Source organism: Aeromicrobium sp. EU05-FHT14F07 (genome assembly GCF_058790455.1).
Genome location: NZ_JBYTCR010000020.1, coordinates 1 through 16071, shown reverse-complemented (window position 1 = coordinate 16071; position 16071 = coordinate 1). Strand labels below are relative to the sequence as shown.

General features: G+C 72.0%; 14 protein-coding genes and 3 tRNA genes. 15 read left to right on the top strand and 2 right to left on the bottom strand.

Annotated features, from left to right (window positions below):
* Positions 1 to 106: 106 nt before the first annotated feature.
* Complete coding sequence (locus AC3WRM_RS15790) at positions 107 to 844, top strand: IclR family transcriptional regulator (RefSeq protein ID WP_492249454.1); 738 nt, start codon at positions 107 to 109, stop codon at positions 842 to 844.
* A gap of 24 nt (positions 845 to 868) precedes the next feature.
* Here the strand turns inward: AC3WRM_RS15790 and AC3WRM_RS15785 are convergent, their stop codons facing one another.
* A complete protein-coding gene (locus tag AC3WRM_RS15785; protein ID WP_492249453.1) occupies positions 869 to 1918 on the bottom strand; it encodes a glutathione S-transferase C-terminal domain-containing protein in 1050 nt (349 codons plus the stop codon).
* 196 nt (positions 1919 to 2114) lie between these two features.
* Here AC3WRM_RS15785 and leuA point away from each other — a divergent pair, with 196 nt between their 5' ends.
* The 5 genes from leuA (at position 2115) to AC3WRM_RS15760 (ending at position 9563) form a co-directional block, all read left to right on the top strand.
* A complete protein-coding gene (gene leuA, locus AC3WRM_RS15780; protein WP_492249452.1) occupies positions 2115 to 3866 on the top strand; it encodes a 2-isopropylmalate synthase in 1752 nt (583 codons plus the stop codon).
* Positions 3867 to 4136: 270 nt separating this feature from the next.
* A complete protein-coding gene (locus AC3WRM_RS15775; RefSeq protein WP_492249451.1) occupies positions 4137 to 5228 on the top strand; it encodes a saccharopine dehydrogenase family protein in 1092 nt (363 codons plus the stop codon).
* The gene (amaB, locus tag AC3WRM_RS15770) at positions 5225 to 6757 is read left to right on the top strand and encodes an L-piperidine-6-carboxylate dehydrogenase (RefSeq protein WP_492249450.1); all 1533 of its coding nucleotides are present in this window, start codon (positions 5225 to 5227) and stop codon (positions 6755 to 6757) included. The genes AC3WRM_RS15775 and amaB overlap by 4 nt, the downstream gene beginning before the upstream one ends.
* Positions 6754 to 7998, top strand: a complete 1245-nt coding sequence (gene hglS / locus AC3WRM_RS15765; RefSeq protein ID WP_492249449.1) for a 2-oxoadipate dioxygenase/decarboxylase — start codon at positions 6754 to 6756, stop codon at positions 7996 to 7998. The genes amaB and hglS overlap by 4 nt, the downstream gene beginning before the upstream one ends.
* Positions 7999 to 8516: 518 nt before the next feature.
* Positions 8517 to 9563, top strand: coding sequence for an SGNH/GDSL hydrolase family protein (locus AC3WRM_RS15760; protein WP_492249448.1), 1047 nt, complete (start codon positions 8517 to 8519; stop codon positions 9561 to 9563).
* A 1-nt stretch (position 9564) separates the two neighbouring features.
* Here the strand turns inward: AC3WRM_RS15760 and AC3WRM_RS15755 are convergent, their stop codons facing one another.
* A complete protein-coding gene (locus AC3WRM_RS15755; RefSeq protein ID WP_492249447.1) occupies positions 9565 to 10263 on the bottom strand; it encodes a DUF429 domain-containing protein in 699 nt (232 codons plus the stop codon).
* Between the two features lie 68 nt (positions 10264 to 10331).
* On the opposite strand from AC3WRM_RS15755, the gene recO reads away from it, so the two are divergent.
* From recO to AC3WRM_RS15710, 9 genes are all read left to right on the top strand, one after another.
* Positions 10332 to 11060 carry a DNA repair protein RecO gene (gene recO, locus AC3WRM_RS15750; protein WP_253024257.1) on the top strand — a complete coding sequence of 243 codons (729 nt, stop codon included), beginning with the start codon at positions 10332 to 10334 and terminating at the stop codon, positions 11058 to 11060.
* A 16-nt stretch (positions 11061 to 11076) separates the two neighbouring features.
* Positions 11077 to 11871 (top strand): isoprenyl transferase, encoded by a 795-nt coding sequence (locus AC3WRM_RS15745; protein ID WP_370189429.1) that lies wholly within the window; start codon positions 11077 to 11079, stop codon positions 11869 to 11871.
* Positions 11872 to 11891: 20 nt separating this feature from the next.
* Positions 11892 to 12338, top strand: a complete 447-nt coding sequence (locus tag AC3WRM_RS15740) for a hypothetical protein (RefSeq protein ID WP_492249446.1) — start codon at positions 11892 to 11894, stop codon at positions 12336 to 12338.
* Positions 12339 to 12361: 23 nt separating this feature from the next.
* Positions 12362 to 13030, top strand: a complete 669-nt coding sequence (locus AC3WRM_RS15735) for a peptidylprolyl isomerase (protein ID WP_492249445.1) — start codon at positions 12362 to 12364, stop codon at positions 13028 to 13030.
* Positions 13031 to 13059: 29 nt separating this feature from the next.
* Positions 13060 to 13839: a fumarylacetoacetate hydrolase family protein gene (locus AC3WRM_RS15730; protein ID WP_492249444.1), complete on the top strand. Its 780-nt coding sequence runs from the start codon at positions 13060 to 13062 to the stop codon at positions 13837 to 13839.
* Complete coding sequence (gene gltX / locus AC3WRM_RS15725; protein ID WP_492249443.1) at positions 13832 to 15385, top strand: glutamate--tRNA ligase; 1554 nt, start codon at positions 13832 to 13834, stop codon at positions 15383 to 15385. Before AC3WRM_RS15730 ends, gltX begins: the two co-directional genes overlap by 8 nt.
* A gap of 108 nt (positions 15386 to 15493) precedes the next feature.
* Positions 15494 to 15565, top strand: a tRNA-Gln gene (locus AC3WRM_RS15720).
* Positions 15566 to 15592: 27 nt separating this feature from the next.
* A tRNA-Glu gene (locus tag AC3WRM_RS15715) sits at positions 15593 to 15665 on the top strand.
* Between the two features lie 61 nt (positions 15666 to 15726).
* A tRNA-Glu gene (locus AC3WRM_RS15710) sits at positions 15727 to 15802 on the top strand.
* The last annotated feature ends 269 nt before the right edge of the window (positions 15803 to 16071 follow it).

Below are 16071 nucleotides of genomic sequence, written 5' to 3'. Positions count from 1 at the left end.
GGAACAGTGGGCCGGAGATCGGGACGGGCGTGTAACGTAGAGCACACTGCGGCCAAGGGCAAGCACCACACGACCACGCGCCGCGCGGATCACCGAGGAGGACCGCATGACGACGGCCAGCGTGGTGACCGCGTTCTCGGTGCTGGAGCGCGTCGCCGAACTCCAGCCGGTCGGGCTGTCCGAGCTCGCGCGGGCCGCCGACCTGCCGAAGAGCACGGTGCACCGCTGCCTGCAGACGCTGCAGGAGGTCGGCTGGGTCGAGTCGTCCGGAGGCACGGGCGCACGCTGGTCGATGAGCCTGCGGGCGCTCTCGGTCTGCGGCGGCGCAGGGGGCCGCCAGAGCCTGCGCGACCTCGCGCTGCCGCTCATGAGCGACCTGCAGCTGGTCACCACCGAGACCGTCCACCTCTGCGCGCCCGACGGCGACGTGCTGGTGCTCCTCGAACGGCTCGACACCTCCCACGCCCTCCGCGCGTTCCTGCCGCTGGGGGAGCGGATCCCGCTGCACGCCTCCGCCACCGGGCTGGCCTACCTGTCCGCCTGCCCCGACGACGTGGTCGAGCGCTACCTGGCCGGTCCCCTCGAGCCGCGGACCCCGGCGTCGCTCGTCGAGCCCGAGGCCATCCGCGCCGAGCTCGCCGCGGTGCGCGCACGCGGCTACTCGATCAACGAGAACGGCCTGTCGACCGGCATCAGCTCGCTCGGGGCACCGATCGTGTCGCGCAGCGGTGTCGTGGGCGCGCTGTCGGTGTCCGGGCCCTCGATCCGCATCGTCCCGGCGCGCTTCGAGGAGCTCGGGACGCAGGTCGTCGAGTCGGCCCGGCGCCTGGGCCGACTCCTCTGACCTGCGCTCGTCTCGCCCGCTCGCTCAGCTGGGCGGCGTGCCGTCGCCGAACGGCGACCCGCCGAGCTGCTCGCGGTGGTGCGCCGTCGTCCATCCGGAGAGGTCCGGACCCTTCGGCACGACACTCGTGGGGTTGATGTCGGTCTGCACCACGTAGTAGTGCTGCTTGATCTGCTCGAAGTCCGTCGCGTCGCCGAAGCCCGGCGTCTGGTAGAGGTCGCGCGCGTAGCCCCACAGCGCCGGCATCGTCGCCAGCGTCTGACGGTTCGCCTTGAAGTGCCCGTGGTAGACCGGGTCGAAGCGCGCCAGCGTCGTGAAGAGCCGCACGTCGGCCTCGGTGATGGTCTCGCCCATCAGGTAGCGCCGGGTCGTCAGCCGCTCCTCGAGCCAGTCCAGCGCGGTCCAGAGGCGGTCGTAGGCGGAGTCGTAGGCCTCCTGCGAGCCGGCGAAGCCGCAGCGGTACACGCCGTTGTTGACCTCGGTGAACACCCGGTGCATGACCTCCTCCATCTCGTCGCGCGTCGCGTCGGGCCAGAGGTCCGGTGCACCCTCGCGGTGGTGGTCGGTCCACTCGAAGAAGAAGTCGTGGGTGATCCAGGGGAAGTCGTTCGTGACGACCTTCCCGCTCTCGATCTCGACGACGGCAGGCACGGTGATACCGCGCGGGTAGTCGGGGTAGCGCGCGAAGTACGCGTCCTGCAGGCGCGGGATGCCGAGCACCGAGTCGACCCCGTCGGGATCGAGGTCGAAGGTCCAGCTGCGCTTGTCGTGCGTCGGTCCGGCGAGCCCGAGCGACAGGGCGTCCTCCAGCCCCAGCAGGCGGCGGACGATGACCGTGCGGGTCGCCCACGGGCACGCGAGCGCGGCGACGAGCCGGTACCGGCCGGCCTCCACGGGCCAGGTCGGCGCGTCGTCCACGGGCGGCTTGCCGGTGCCCGCGCGGTCGTCGACCGGGGCGCCCCCCTGCCGCGTGATGCGGTCGGGGATGTAGTTCATGTCGCGGTCGAACTCCTCGCCGCTCGTGACGTAGGAGCCCGCCGTGGACTGGTCGTCGCTGCTGGTGTCGCTGCTCATGGCCCCAGTCTGTCCGAGGCCGCCCACGGCCGCAGCGTGGTGGTCGCCGCGGACGGTGGGGTAGGCTGGCCGCGATGTACGCGAGCCGACTCCTTCTCTGCCGCGTCGAGGTCCACTAGGTCGGGCCCCTCGGCGCGGAGTTCGTCATGCACCGACCGCACGACCCCTGACGAGCACCCCGAGGAAGACACCGATCATGACCCTGCCCAACAACGTCGTCTCGCCGCAGAAGGCCTCGCCCATGCCGTTCGGGCGCTACCGCCCGTTCGCGCCCATCGACCTGCCCGACCGCACCTGGCCGTCGGCGACCATCACCCAGGCCCCGCGCTGGCTCTCCACCGACCTGCGCGACGGCAACCAGGCCCTCATCGACCCCATGACCCCGGTGCGCAAGCGCCGCATGTTCGAGCTGCTCGTGCGCATGGGCTACCAGGAGATCGAGGTCGGCTTCCCGTCGGCCAGCGAGACCGACTTCGCGTTCGTGCGCTCGTTGATCGAGGAGGACGTCATCCCCGACGATGTCACGATCTCGGTGCTGACCCAGGCGCGCGAGGACCTCATCGAGCGGACCACGCAGGCGCTGACCGGCGCCCGCCGCGCGAACATCCACCTCTACAACGCCGTCGCGCCCCTCTTCCGTCGCGTCGTGTTCAACGCCTCCAAGGACGAGGTGCGTGCCATCGCCACGCGCGGCACCGAGCTGGTCATGAAGCACGCCGAGCAGCACATGCCCGGCACCGCGTTCGGGTACCAGTACAGCCCCGAGATCTTCACCGGCGCCGAGCTGGAGTTCAGCGTCGAGGTCTGCAACGCGGTCATGGACGTTTGGCAGCCCGAGGACGGTCGCGAGATCATCCTCAACCTGCCGGCCACCGTCGAGATGGCCACGCCCAACACGTACGCCGACCAGATCGAGTGGTTCGGCCGCAACGTCGAGCACCGCGAGAACGTCGCGATCAGCCTGCACCCGCACAACGACCGCGGCACCGCCGTCGCTGCCACCGAGCTGGCCCTGATGGCCGGGGCGGACCGGGTCGAGGGCTGCCTGTTCGGCCACGGCGAGCGCACCGGCAACGTCGACCTCGTCACCGTCGGCATGAACCTGTTCAGCCAGGGCATCGACCCGCAGATCGACTTCACGGCCGGGGGCATCGGCATCGACGAGGTGCGCCGCACCGTCGAGTACTGCACGAGCCTGCCGGTGCACCCGCGCCACCCGTACGCGGGCGACCTCGTCTACACGGCCTTCTCCGGCTCCCACCAGGACGCCATCAAGAAGGGCCTGGAGGACCTCGACCGGATCGCCGCCGAGCAGGGCGTCGACGTGTCCGAGGTGCCGTGGGAGGCGCCCTACCTGCCCATCGACCCGCACGACGTCGGCCGCACCTACGAGGCCGTCATCCGCGTCAACAGCCAGTCCGGCAAGGGCGGCGTCTCCTACCTGCTGAAGACCGAGCACCAGCTCGACCTGCCGCGTCGCCTGCAGATCGAGTTCAGCCGGGTCGTGCAGAGCCTCACCGAGGGCGAGGCCGGCGAGATCTCCGCCGACGGCATCTGGACGGCGTTCAGTCAGGAGTACCTCGAGCGCGAGGAGCCGTACTCCCTCGTGACCTTCACGTCCACCACGTCGTCCGACGGCCACGACCAGCAGGTCGTCGACCTCGTCGTCCGTGGCGAGGAGCGCTCCTTCAAGGGCGAGGGCAACGGTCCGGTCGACGCGTTCGTCGATGGGATGCGCCAGGCCGGCGCCGACATCCGCGTCCTCGACTACACCGAGCACGCGCTCTCGGCAGGTGGCGACGCCCTCGCCGCCGCCTACGTCGAGGCGGAGATCGCCGGCGAGATCGTGTGGGGCGTGGGCATCCACGCCAACATCGTCACCGCCTCGCTGCGGGCCGTCGTCTCCGCCGCCAACCGTGCCGAGGCGCAGACCATCCCGACCGTCTAGCACGCCGCCCACGGCCCGGCACGCCCGCCAGGCCGCCCCCCCTCCCCGCTGAGTGTGACGTTTCGGGGTCGTCGCGACCCGATCCGGCCCGCGAACGTCACGCTCAGCGGGGGAGGGTGGTCCGTCCGACGAACTTCACCGGATCGTCACCGCTGGACCGTCCAGCCGGTACAGACACGGGCCCTCCTGCTGGCTAGCATCGTGTGACGTCGAGCACCCCTCGACGCCTCACCCACGCGACGCGATCCGTCGCCGGCCACAGGAGGTCCCGTGTCCCGTTCGCTCAACACCGTCGCGGTGTTCGGTCTGGGGAAGGTCGGAGAGCTGGTGGCCGACCTGCTCGTCCGCGCCCAGTTCGACGTCGTCGGCTACGACGCCGTCCCGCGCGACGACCTCCACTTCGCGTCGCACGTCGTCGACGTCGCCGACGCCACCGCCGTCCGCAAGGCGCTCACCGACGTCGACGCCGTCGTGTCCTGCCTGCCCTACCACCTGAACATCGCCGTCGCCGAGGCCGCCTACGACACCGGCACGCACTACTTCGACCTCACCGAGGACGTCCCCACCACGAACCGCGTGGTCGAGCTGAGCAGGCAGCGACCGGAGTCGGCGTTCGTGCCGCAGTGCGGCCTGGCCCCCGGCCTCATCGGCATCGTCGGTGCGTCGCTCGCCCAGGGCTTCGAGCGGATCCGCAACATCGAGCTCAAGGTCGGCGCCCTCCCGCAGAACCCCACCGGCCTGCTCGGCTACGCGTTCAACTGGTCGGCCGAGGGCGTCGTCAACGAGTACCTCAACGACTGCGAGGTCCTGCGCTCCGGCCGCCGCCAGATGGTGCCCGCCATGACCGAGAAGGAGCGCGTGTTCATCGGCGGCATCGAGCTCGAGGCCGCGCTGACGTCCGGCGGTCTCGGCACGATGTGCCAGACCTACGAGGGCCGCGTGAGCAGGCTCGACTACAAGACCCTGCGCTACCCCGGGCACTTCGACCAGATGCACTTCCTCTTCGACGAGCTCAACCTGCGCGAGCGTCGCGAGGAGGTCGGCCGGATCCTCGTCGACGCCAAGCCGCCCGTGAACGACGACATCGTCTACTTGCACGCCGCCGTCGAGGGGACGAAGGCCGGTCAGCCGTTCCGCGAGAACTACGTCCGCGGCTACCTGCCGATCGAGATCGAGGGCCGCACCTGGCGCGCCATCAGCTGGACCACGGCCGCGTCCGCCGTCTCCGTCGTCGAGCTGGTCGCCGACGGGGTCCTGCCGCACGCCGGCTTCGTCGCGCAGGAGGACATCCGCCTCGCCGACCTCTTCGCCACCACCTCCGGACAGCTGTTCGCCTCCCACGGAAAGGTCTCTCCCGCATGAGCGACGTCACCACCCGCGCCCTCGACATCCTGCAGCGACTCGGCGCCGGCAACCCCTTCGACGCCGTGCCCGACGGGGTGCAGGCCGACCTGTCCGCGACGTCGCCGATCGACGGGCACGAGATCGGCCGGCTCGCGTCGCACACCGCCACCGACGTCGCCGACGTGGTGGGCCGCGCCCACGAGGCGTTCCTGCAGTGGCGGACCGTCCCGGCACCGGTGCGCGGCCAGTTCGTGCGCGAGCTCGGCGAGCTGCTCCGCGAGCACAAGGACGACCTTGGGGCGCTCGTCAGCATCGAGGCCGGGAAGATCCTCAGCGAGGGTCTCGGCGAGGTGCAGGAGATGATCGACATCTGCGACCTGGCGGTGGGACTCTCCCGGCAGCTCCACGGCCTGACGATCGCCACGGAGCGGCCCGGCCACCGGATGATGGAGCAGTGGCACCCGCTCGGCGTCGTGGGCGTCATCAGCGCCTTCAACTTCCCGGTGGCGGTGTGGTCGTGGAACGCCGCGCTCGCGTTCGTGTGCGGCGACGCCGTGGTGTGGAAGCCGTCGGAGAAGACGCTGCTCACCGCGCTCGCGTGCCAGGCGCTCGCCGCCGAGGCGGCCCGCCGCACGGGCGCGCCGGAGCACCTGTCGCAGGTCGTGCTCGGCGCCCGTGAGGTGGGCGAGGCGCTCGTCGACGACCCGCGCGTGCCGCTCGTCTCGGCCACCGGGTCGACGCGCATGGGCAAGGAGGTCGCTCCGCGCGTCGCCGCCCGCCTGGGCCGCTCGTTGCTCGAGCTGGGTGGCAACAACGCAGCCGTCGTCGCGCCGTCCGCCGACCTCGACCTCGCGGTGCGCGGCATCGTGTTCTCCGCCGTGGGCACGGCCGGCCAGCGGTGCACGTCGCTGCGTCGTGTGATCGTCCACGAGAGCATCAAGGACGAGCTCGTCGAGCGTCTGGCCAAGGCGTACGCGACGCTGCCCGTCGGTTCCCCGCTGGAGCCGACCACGCTCGTCGGCCCGCTGGTCGACCAGGCGTCGTTCCGGGCGTTCGGCGACGCGATCAGCCGCGCCCAGGCCGACGGGGGCACGCTCGTCACCGGCGGCGCGCAGGACGTCGCCGCCAGCGACGCGACCGGCGGCGGCTACTACGTGCAACCCGCCATCGTCGACATGCCCGGCCAGACCGACGTCGTCAAGGAGGAGACGTTCGCACCGATCCTCTACGTCCTGACCTACTCCTCCTTCCAGGACGCGCTCGCGCTGCACAACGACGTCGCCCAGGGGTTGTCGTCGTCGATCTTCACCCTCGACGTGCGCGAGGCGGAGACGTTCGTGTCGGCGGTCGGCTCCGACTGCGGCATCGCCAACGTCAACATCGGCCCGTCGGGTGCCGAGATCGGTGGCGCGTTCGGCGGCGAGAAGGACACCGGCGGCGGTCGCGAGTCCGGCTCCGACGCGTGGCGCGCCTACATGCGTCGCGCGACGAACACGGTCAACTACTCCACCGAGCTGCCGCTGGCCCAGGGCGTGGAGTTCGTGTGAGCCGCGTCGGTGCCACGGAGCTGCGCGCCCGGTTCGCCGCCGCGCTGTCCGAGCTCTACGGCTCCGAGGTGCCGGCGTACACGACGCTCGTCGAGGCGTGCGAGCAGGTCAATGCCGACGTGCTCGCCCGCCGCGGTGACGACGCCGAACGGCTCGGCTCGATCCGTCGCGTCACGGCCGAGCGGCACGGGGCGATCCGGGTGGGTACCGAGGCGGAGCTCGCGCAGGTGGCGCGGATCTTCGGCGCCTGCGGCATGCATCCCGTCGGGTTCTACGACCTGCGCGAGGCGACCCCGCCGATCCCGGTGGTCAGCACGGCCTTCCGACCCCTCGCGGGCGCCGAGCTGGCCGAGAACCCGTTCCGCGTCTTCACCTCGGTGCTCGTCGTCGACGACCGCCGCTTCTTCGACGAGCGCACCGAGGCGCGGCTGCGCGAGTTCCTCGACGCCCGCACGCTCTTCCCCGCCGAGCTGCTCGAGCTCGCGGACCGCATGGAGTCCGAGGGCGACCTGACGCACGAGCGGGCCGACCGGTTCCTCGAGCTGGCGACCGCGTCGTTCGCGCTGTCCGACGAGCCGGTCGACCGCGCCTGGTACGAGCACCTCGAGTCGATCTCGAGCGTCGCGGCCGACATCGGCGGCGTCGGGTCCACGCACATCAACCACCTGACGCCCCGCGTGCTCGACATCGACGCGCTCTACGCGCGCATGGGCGAGCTCGGCGTCGAGATGATCGACCGCATCCAGGGCCCCCCGCGGGTCGAGCCGGGGGAGGGGGTCGACGTGCTGCTGCGCCAGACGTCGTTCCGCGCACTGGCCGAGCCCCGTCGGTTCCGCGAGCCCGACGGCTCGGTCGTCGACGCGCACCTGCGCGTGCGGTTCGGCGAGGTCGAGGCCCGGGGCGTGGCCCTGACGCCCGCGGGCCGCGACCTCTACGACAGCCGAGGCTTCCGCGCCTTCCCCCGCACCGAGGAGGAGCTGCACGCGCAGGGCCTCGCGTACTACCGGCGCGACGACCGGGGTCGGCTGCAGCCGATCGTCTACGAGGACTTCCTGCCGAAGTCGGCGGCGGGCATCTTCGCGTCGAACCTCACCAGCGACGGCACGGCCGACGCCCGGCAGCGTGCGGCGGCCCGCGACGCCGCCTGGATGCAGGAGGCGCTCGGCCGCACGCTGCACGACCCGTACGCGCTGTACGACGCCGAGCGTTCCGGCGAGGTGTACCGGTTCCCCCCGTCCTGACGTCCCACCCGCGCTGAGCCGTTGCCGGGTGGTCTCGATACGTAGCGACGAGCTCGCTGCGCTCGCCGTCGCTACTACTCGACCAGCGGAGGGTTCCGCTGGTCGAGTAGTCGACGCCGCGACGAAGGAGCTGGCGGAGGCGTATCGAGGCCATTCGAGGCGGTCGCTGGGGAGCGGGTCACGCTGATCCGTTGCCGGGTGGTCTCGATACGCGGCACGGCGCTCGTTCCTCGCGCGTGCCCGCTACTCGACCAGCAGAACCCTCCGCTTGTCTAGTGGTCGACGCCGCGACGAAGGAGCTGGCGGAGGTCGAGACCATTCCAGGCGGTCGCTGGGGGCCGGTCCACGCTGATCCGTTGCCGGGTGGTCTCGATACGCCCGAGCTTCGCAAGCTCGCTCGGCCTACTCGACCAGCGGGGCGCTGCTGGGCACGGACTGTTCACCCGCGCGACCTGGACGCTGTCCGACCCCGCGCCTACGTTGAACGTGTCAGACACGTCACATGGTTCGGGGGGATCATGCACACCACCACACGTCCACCGTCACGACTCGTCAGGCTCGCCGCCTGGTGCGCCGGCCCGGTCCTCGCCCTGGGGCTGACCGTCGCGCCGAGCAGCGCGCAGGCCGTCACCTACGTCGCGCTCGGCGACTCCTACTCCTCCGGGCTCGGCACCCGGTCCTACCTCGACGACGGCACCGAGTGCCGACGCTCGGCGCAGTCCTACCCGGCGCTCGTCGCCGCGGCGCGCGGCTGGTCGCTCGACCTGCGCGCCTGTTCCGGCGCCACCATCCCCGACGTCCGCGCGACCCAGCTCGGGGCGCTGTCGGCCGCCACGCAGAAGGTGACGATCTCGGTCGGCGGCAACGACGCGGGCTTCGCCGACGTGCTCACCGAGTGCGCGCTGCCCGCCTGGGCGAGCGACTGCGACGCGGCCATCGACCAGGCGCAGGCCACCATCAGCGGCACGCTGCCGTCGGCGTTGGCCTCGCTGTACGCGCAGGTCGACACGCGCGCACCGTCGGCAGACGTCGTCGTGGTCGGGTACCCGCGGGTCTTCATGGGGGAGGACTGCAACGCCCTCACCTGGTTCTCGCCCGAGGAGCAGACCCGCCTCAACGCGACCGCGGACCGTCTCAACAGCCTGCTGTCGGCACGGGCGTCGGCGGCCGGGTTCCGGTTCGCCAACCCCACGTCGGCGTTCACGGGCCACGCCGTCTGCGACGACCCGGAGTGGCTGAACGGCCTGTCGAACCCGGTGGACGAGTCCTACCACCCGAACGTCCTCGGCCACCGCGACGGCTACGCGCCGCTCGTGGGGTCCCGGGTCGCGTCCACGGCGGTGCGGGTCACCTCCGCCACCGAGGAGGAGGCCGACGCGATGTCCGGCGAGCTCACCGACCGGGCTCGCACCCACACGACGGCCGACCGCCGCATCGAGCCGCAGGAGTTCCGCGCACCCGACCTCGACAGCCCGCGCGTCCAGCGCGCCGCGCAGCGGCTCGGCATCGACACCTCCGACCGGGCCGAGGTCGACCGCTTCGACCGACGCTTCGCCGCGCGCTGAGTCAGACCCAGATCGGGGCGCCGTCGGCCGGGTCCTCCGGGAGCCGGACGGCGGTGCCCTGCGCGACCCGACGCGCCGACCACGCGGCGGCGCCGGCGTCGAGGAGGTCGTCCAGACCGGCGCCCCGGGGCGCGACGAGCGGGAGTCCGAGCCCGACCTCGGCGAGCAGGGCGCGACGTCGCGCGGCGCCGTCCGCGGTCTTCTTGCGCTCCAGCAGCGGCTCGCCCGCGAGGGTGGCGAAGCTCGACTCCGGGTGCACCTCCTCCACACGGACGCCCGGCGAGCCGGCGAGCCACGCGCGAGCGTCGCGGATGGCCGGGAACAGCCCGAAGGCCTGACGGCTCAGCCCCAGCCCCATCGCCTCGCGGTTGAGCCGGTTCGCCTCCGCGTAGTCGGGCGCGTCGATGGCGGCCGAGGACGGGGACCCGAACACGGTCGACGCCCGACCCGGCAGCCGCCGCCGCGCCTCGCGCTCCGCGGCCCGCGGCGCGTCCGTCGGCAGGTGCAGGGGGATGTCGACGCCCACCACGTCGACCGGTCCGTGCGCGGCCACGAGACCCCCGACGAGGTCGCCGAGCGTGCCGGCCACGTGCACCGACGTCCCGCCGTCGGCGGACCAGCGCACGCCCACCCAGCCGGCGCGGCACCCGTCGACGCCGATCACGGCCGCGGCGGAGGGGGTCGGTGCGGGCGAGGTCACGGCTGCATCGTGGCACGGAGGGCTGGTGGCGGCCCGGTTCCGTGGGCGTCGGACGGCAGAATGGGGGAGTGAGCCTCTTCCGCGACCAAGGTGTGGTGCTCCGCACCCACAAGCTGGGCGAGGCCGACCGGATCATCACGCTGCTCACGCGTCAGCGCGGCCTGGTCCGTGCTGCCGCGAAGGGGGTGCGCAAGACGTCGTCGCGGTTCGGCGGACGTCTCGAGCCGTTCATGCACGTCGACCTCCAGCTCGCCGAGGGGCGCACGCTCGACGTCATCACCCAGGTGGTCACCCTCTCGGCGTTCGCCCGCGACCTCGGCCTCGACTACCCGGCCTACACCGCAGGCACCGCCATCCTCGAGACGGCGGAGCGGCTGACGCCCCACGACGGCGAGCCGGCCGTGCAGCAGTACCAGCTGCTCGTGGGCGCCCTCGCCGCGCTGTCCGCGCGGCGACAGCCGCCGAGCACGCTGCTCGACTCCTACCAGCTGCGGGCCCTGGCGGTCGCCGGCTACGCGCCGAGCTTCTCGGCATGCGCCCGGTGCGGGCTGGAGGGTCCGCACCGCAACCTGCACGTCCCGTCCGGCGGCGTGCTGTGCGACGGCTGCCGGCTCCCGGGCTCGTCGGCACCCCCGGCCGTCACCCTCACGCTGCTCGCGGCGCTGCTCGCGGGCGACTGGCCCGTCGTCGAGCAGGCCGACGACCGCACCCGACGTGAGGCCGCCGGTATCGTCAGCGCGTACCTGTCGTGGCACCTGGAGCACGGACTGCGCTCCATGGGGCACGTCGACCGCTGAGAAACGCCCTGGAGCCATGACCCCCGCACCCCGACGTCCCCCGAGCGCCCGCCCGGCGCCGCGCGCACCCGAGCCGCACCCGTCCGGGGCGCGACCGCCGCAGCTCGAGCCGCACCAGGTGCCGCGCCACGTCGCGGTCGTCATGGACGGCAACGGGCGCTGGGCCAAGGAGCGCGGCCTGCCCCGCACCGAGGGTCACAAGCGCGGTGAGTTCGCGCTGCTCGACGTCGTCAAGGGGGCCATCGAGCTCGGCATCGAGGCGGTCAGCGTGTACGCGTTCTCCACCGAGAACTGGAAGCGCTCGCCGGAGGAGGTGCGCTTCCTCATGGGCTTCAACCGCGACGTCGTGCACCGTCGCCGCGACGAGATGCACGAGCTCGGCGTCCGCGTGCGCTGGGCCGGTCGTCCGCGTCGGCTGTGGCGCAGCGTCATCAACGAGCTCGAGCACGCCGAGCGGCTCACACGGCACAACGACACCCTCAGCCTGACCATGTGCGTCAACTACGGCGGACGCGCCGAGATCGCCGACGCCGCCGCGGCCCTGGCGCGCGACGTCAAGGCCGGGAAGGTCGACCCCGACCGCGTCACCGAGCGCACCTTCGCCCGGTATCTCGACGAGCCCGACCTGCCCGACGTCGACCTCTTCTGGCGCACGTCCGGCGAGCAGCGCACGAGCAACTTCCTGCCCTGGCAGTCGGCCTACGCCGAGCTGGTGTTCTCCGACATCGCCTGGCCCGACGTCGACCGGCTCGCCCTGTGGGCCGCGGTCGAGGAGTACGCCCGACGTCAACGACGGTTCGGATCGGCATGACCGGACGAGGAGGAGCCCCTGTGCGAGGACCGAAGGCGGCACCGCGCCGCCTGCTGACCGACTGGACCACCACAGCCGGCGTCGCCGGCGACGGCCTCGCAGCCCTCGTCGCCGCGGCGGACTCCGTGGCCGACGCGATCCACCTGGCCACGCTCGGCTACGAGGTGTTCGTGCTCGACCCGGTCACCCCGGACGACGCCGCCCCGCCCCCCGTGCACGTGGTCGACCTCGCCGCCGGCGACCTCCCCGACGCGTGGCACGGACGCTTCGCGCTCGTCGTCGCCGACGCGGCGACGTCGGCGCAGGTCGTCCCGTGCGTCGCCGAGGCGGGTCTGCTGGTGGTCGTCGACGACGCGCCGGCCCCGCCCGATCTCGCGCCCGGGCTGGTGGAGGTCGTGGTCGAGGCCGGGCCCGACCCGGACGCCCCGTCCGTCGAGCGCTTCCGCGCGGTGCACGCCCGACTCTGACCCGCGTCTTCTACGATCCCGTCATGCGCCTGCGTCGAACTGCCGTCCTGCTCGCCCTCACCGCCTCCGTCGCCCTCAGCGGCTGCGGTGGTGACGACTCGTCCAGCTCGAAGGACGACGCCGACGGGGCGGCGTCGTCGGGCGCGTGCGACTGGGTGCGCGGGGGAGAGGCGGCCAAGAAGGTCGACCCGCCCGCGGCCGACGCGAAGCCGGCGACCTCGGTCGTCCTCACGATCAACGGCGCGGAGGTGCCGGTCGAGCTGAACACGAAGGCACCCTGCGCCGCGACGTCGTTCACCTCGCTCGCCGAGCAGGGCTACTACGACGACGCGCCCTGCAGCCGCGTGAGCGACCCCGCCCAGGTGCCCTACGGCATCGTCCAGTGCGGCGACCCGACCGGGACGGGCAGCGGCGGTCCCGGCTACTCCTTCGCCGACGAGCTGACGGGTGGTGAGACCTACCCGGCGGGCAGCGTCGCGATGGCGAACGCCGGCCCCGACACGAACGGGTCGCAGTTCTTCCTGAACTTCGCGGACTCGCAGTTCCCGCCGGACTACACGGTGCTCGGCACCATGTCGCCCGAGGGGATGGCGGCGCTGAAGAAGGTCGCGGCGGTGGGCGCCGAGGGTGGCGTGGGCGACGGCGCGCCCGCGAAGCCGATCACGATCGAGTCGGCCCGTCCGGTCGAGTAGCCCGGGCCCCCGCTCGGTAGGGTCGGGGCATGCGTGTTGCGAGGTTCGCGGGGGACGACGACCCCCGATTCGGTCTGGTCGGCGACGAGGACGGGACGCCCACGATCGCCGTCCTGAAGGGTGACCCGCTGTACGCGGGGTACGAGCTGACGGGACAGAAGATCGCCGTCGACGACGTGCGGCTGCTGGCGCCGGTCATCCCGCGCAGCAAGGTCGTGTGCGTCGGCAAGAACTACGTCGCGCACGCCGCTGAGATGGGCGGCGAGGTGCCGGCGGAGCCGCTGGTCTTCCTCAAGCCCAACACCAGCGTCGTGGGTCCGGGCGACCCCGTCGTCTACCCGGCGCAGAGCTCGGAGGTGCACCACGAGGCCGAGCTGGCCGTGGTCATCGGACGGATCTGCAAGGACGTCGCCGTCGAGGACGTCGACAAGGTCGTGTTCGGCTACACCGCCGCGAACGACGTCACCGCCCGCGACCTCCAGCGCACCGACGGCCAGTGGGCCCGCGCGAAGGGCTTCGACACCTTCTGCCCGCTGGGCCCCTGGATCGAGACCAACCTCGACCCCGCCGACCTGCGGGTCACCTGCGAGGTGGGTGGTGAGCTGCGCCAGGACGGTCGCACGAGCGACATGGTCTTCTCGGTGGCCGACATCGTCGCCTACGTCTCCTCCTTCATGACGCTGCTGCCCGGCGACGTCATCCTCACCGGCACGCCCGAGGGCGTCGGCCCCGTCCAGGTGGGCGACACGGTGAGCGTGACCGTCGAGGGCATCGGCACCCTCTCCAACCAGGTGGTCTCCCATGACTGACAGCCCCCTCGTCGCGCGTGACGTCAGTACCGCGTCGATCCCGACGGTCGGTGACGACGTCCCCGTCGTGGCCCGGTTCTGTCCCTCGCCCACCGGCAACCCGCACGTCGGCATGGCCCGCACGGCCCTGTTCAGCTGGGCGTACGCGCGGCACCGCGGCGGTCGCTTCGTGTTCCGGATCGAGGACACCGACGCGAGCCGCGACAGCGAGGAGTCCTACGACCTGCTCGTCGACGTGATGCGCTGGCTGGGCCTGGACTGGGACGAGGGCGTCGAGGTCGGCGGCCCGAACGGGCCCTACCGCCAGAGCCAGCGGATGGACGTGTACGCCGACGTCGCGCAGCGTCTGCTCGACGCCGGTCTCGCGTACAAGGCGTACGACACCGCCGAGGAGCTGGAGCAGCGTCGTGACGCGGCCCGCGCGGCGGGTCGCCCGAGCGGCTACGACGGCCTGCACCGCGATCTCACCCCCGAGCAGCAGGCGGCCTACGAGGCCGAGGGTCGCCAGCCGGTGATCCGCTTCAAGATGCCCGCCAAGGACTGGACGTTCGACGACCTCGTGCGCGGCCCGATCACCTTCGGCGCCGACAACGTGCAGGACTTCGTCATCGTCCGCGCCAACGGCCAGCCGCTCTACACGCTCACCAACCCGACGGACGACGCGCTCATGGGCATCACGCACGTCCTGCGCGGGGAGGACATCCTCAGCTCGACACCGCGCCAGATCGCGATGTACGAGGCGTTCGCGCAGATCGGCCTCGGTCACGGCATGGTCCCGCGCTTCGGGCACCTGCCGTACGTGACGGGCGCGGGCAACAAGAAGCTGTCGAAGCGAGACCCGGAGTCGAACCTGCTCGGCTACCGCGACCAGGGCTTCCTCGCCGAGGGGCTCCTGAACTACCTGGCGCTGCTCGGCTGGTCGCTCCCGGCCGTCGACGGCGTCGAGAAGGACGTCTTCACGCTGGCGGAGATGGTCGAGGCGTTCGAGATCTCCCGGGTGAACCCGAACCCCGCTCGGTTCGACCTGAAGAAGTGCGAGGCGATCAACGGCGACCACGTCCGACTGCTGTCCGACGAGGAGCTCCGCGCCCGTCTGGTGCCGTTCTTCGTGGAGGAGGGCCTGGTGCAGGACCCGCCGACGGAGTCGGAGGCGGCGATGCTGGCGGCGGCCGTGCCGCTCGTGCACGAGCGGATGGCGCTGCTCACCGAGGCGGTGGCGATGCTGCGCTTCCTGTTCGTCGACGACGCCGTCTTCACGATCGACGAGGCCGACGCCGCCAAGCAGCTGGACGAGAAGGGTCTCGACGTGGTCCGCGCCGCGCTCGCGGCGCTGGAGTCGATCGGCTCGACGGTGGAGTGGTCGACGCCGACGATCGAGGGGGCGCTGCGCGCGGCGCTGATCGACGACCTCGGTCTCAAGCCTCGGGTCGCGTTCGGGCCGGTACGGGTGGCCGCGACGGGCAGCCGGATCTCCCCGCCGCTGTTCGAGTCGCTCGAGCTGCTGGGCCGCACGCGCACCCTGGAGCGGCTGCGAGCCGTCCTCTGAGGCCGGCCGGCGTCGCCCCGGGACCCGGTTTGAGAGTCCGAGACGACGTCGGGTAAGGTTTCTCCCTGGTTCGGACACCGGTCGAGAGAGCGGGATCCGATACCCCCATGGGGTATGGTGTAATTGGCAACACAGCGGTTTCTGGTACCGCCATTCTAGGTTCGAGTCCTAGTACCCCAGCGAAGATCGGGTTTGCGCCCGGTCCGCGCCCCGTTGGTCTAGCGGTTATGACGCCGCCCTCTCAAGGCGGAGATCGCCGGTTCGAATCCGGTACGGGGTACGAGACAGTCCGTCCGCGCCTCGGCGCGGCAGCACTGCTCACATGGTCCCTCGTGGACCGTGGCCCCGTTGTGTAGCGGCCTAGCACGCCGCCCTCTCAAGGCGGTAGCGCGGGTTCGAATCCCGTCGGGGCTACCAGCACCAGCCCAGACCCCCCGGCCCTCGGTCGGGGGGTCTGGTGCTTTCCCCCCGCTCGTCCTGCGGCTGCGTTGGTGCGGCTTCTCGGTCGGGTGGGGGTGCGCTGTGCGGGTTCTCGGTCGGGTGGGGCTGCGTTGGCGTGGCTTCTCGATCGGGTGGGGCTGCGCTGGCGCGGCTTCTCGTCGACCTGCGCTCCGAAAGGGCCTCGACCGGGCGGCTGGCGGGCCGGTGGGCTGGGTTCTCGGGCTGTGGCCCGCGTTGGACGCAAG

Excerpts from the sequence above, each read along its gene's own strand:
- AC3WRM_RS15790 (WP_492249454.1), top strand. The coding sequence starts at position 107 with ATGACGACGGCCAGCGTGGTGACCGCGTTCTCGGTGCTGGAGCGCGTC.
- AC3WRM_RS15785 (WP_492249453.1), bottom strand. The coding sequence starts at position 1,918 with ATGAGCAGCGACACCAGCAGCGACGACCAGTCCACGGCGGGCTCCTAC.
- leuA (WP_492249452.1), top strand. The coding sequence starts at position 2,115 with ATGACCCTGCCCAACAACGTCGTCTCGCCGCAGAAGGCCTCGCCCATG.
- amaB (WP_492249450.1), top strand. The coding sequence starts at position 5,225 with ATGAGCGACGTCACCACCCGCGCCCTCGACATCCTGCAGCGACTCGGC.
- AC3WRM_RS15760 (WP_492249448.1), top strand. The coding sequence starts at position 8,517 with ATGCACACCACCACACGTCCACCGTCACGACTCGTCAGGCTCGCCGCC.
- AC3WRM_RS15745 (WP_370189429.1), top strand. The coding sequence starts at position 11,077 with ATGACCCCCGCACCCCGACGTCCCCCGAGCGCCCGCCCGGCGCCGCGC.
- AC3WRM_RS15735 (WP_492249445.1), top strand. The coding sequence starts at position 12,362 with ATGCGCCTGCGTCGAACTGCCGTCCTGCTCGCCCTCACCGCCTCCGTC.
- AC3WRM_RS15730 (WP_492249444.1), top strand. The coding sequence starts at position 13,060 with ATGCGTGTTGCGAGGTTCGCGGGGGACGACGACCCCCGATTCGGTCTG.
- gltX (WP_492249443.1), top strand. The coding sequence starts at position 13,832 with ATGACTGACAGCCCCCTCGTCGCGCGTGACGTCAGTACCGCGTCGATC.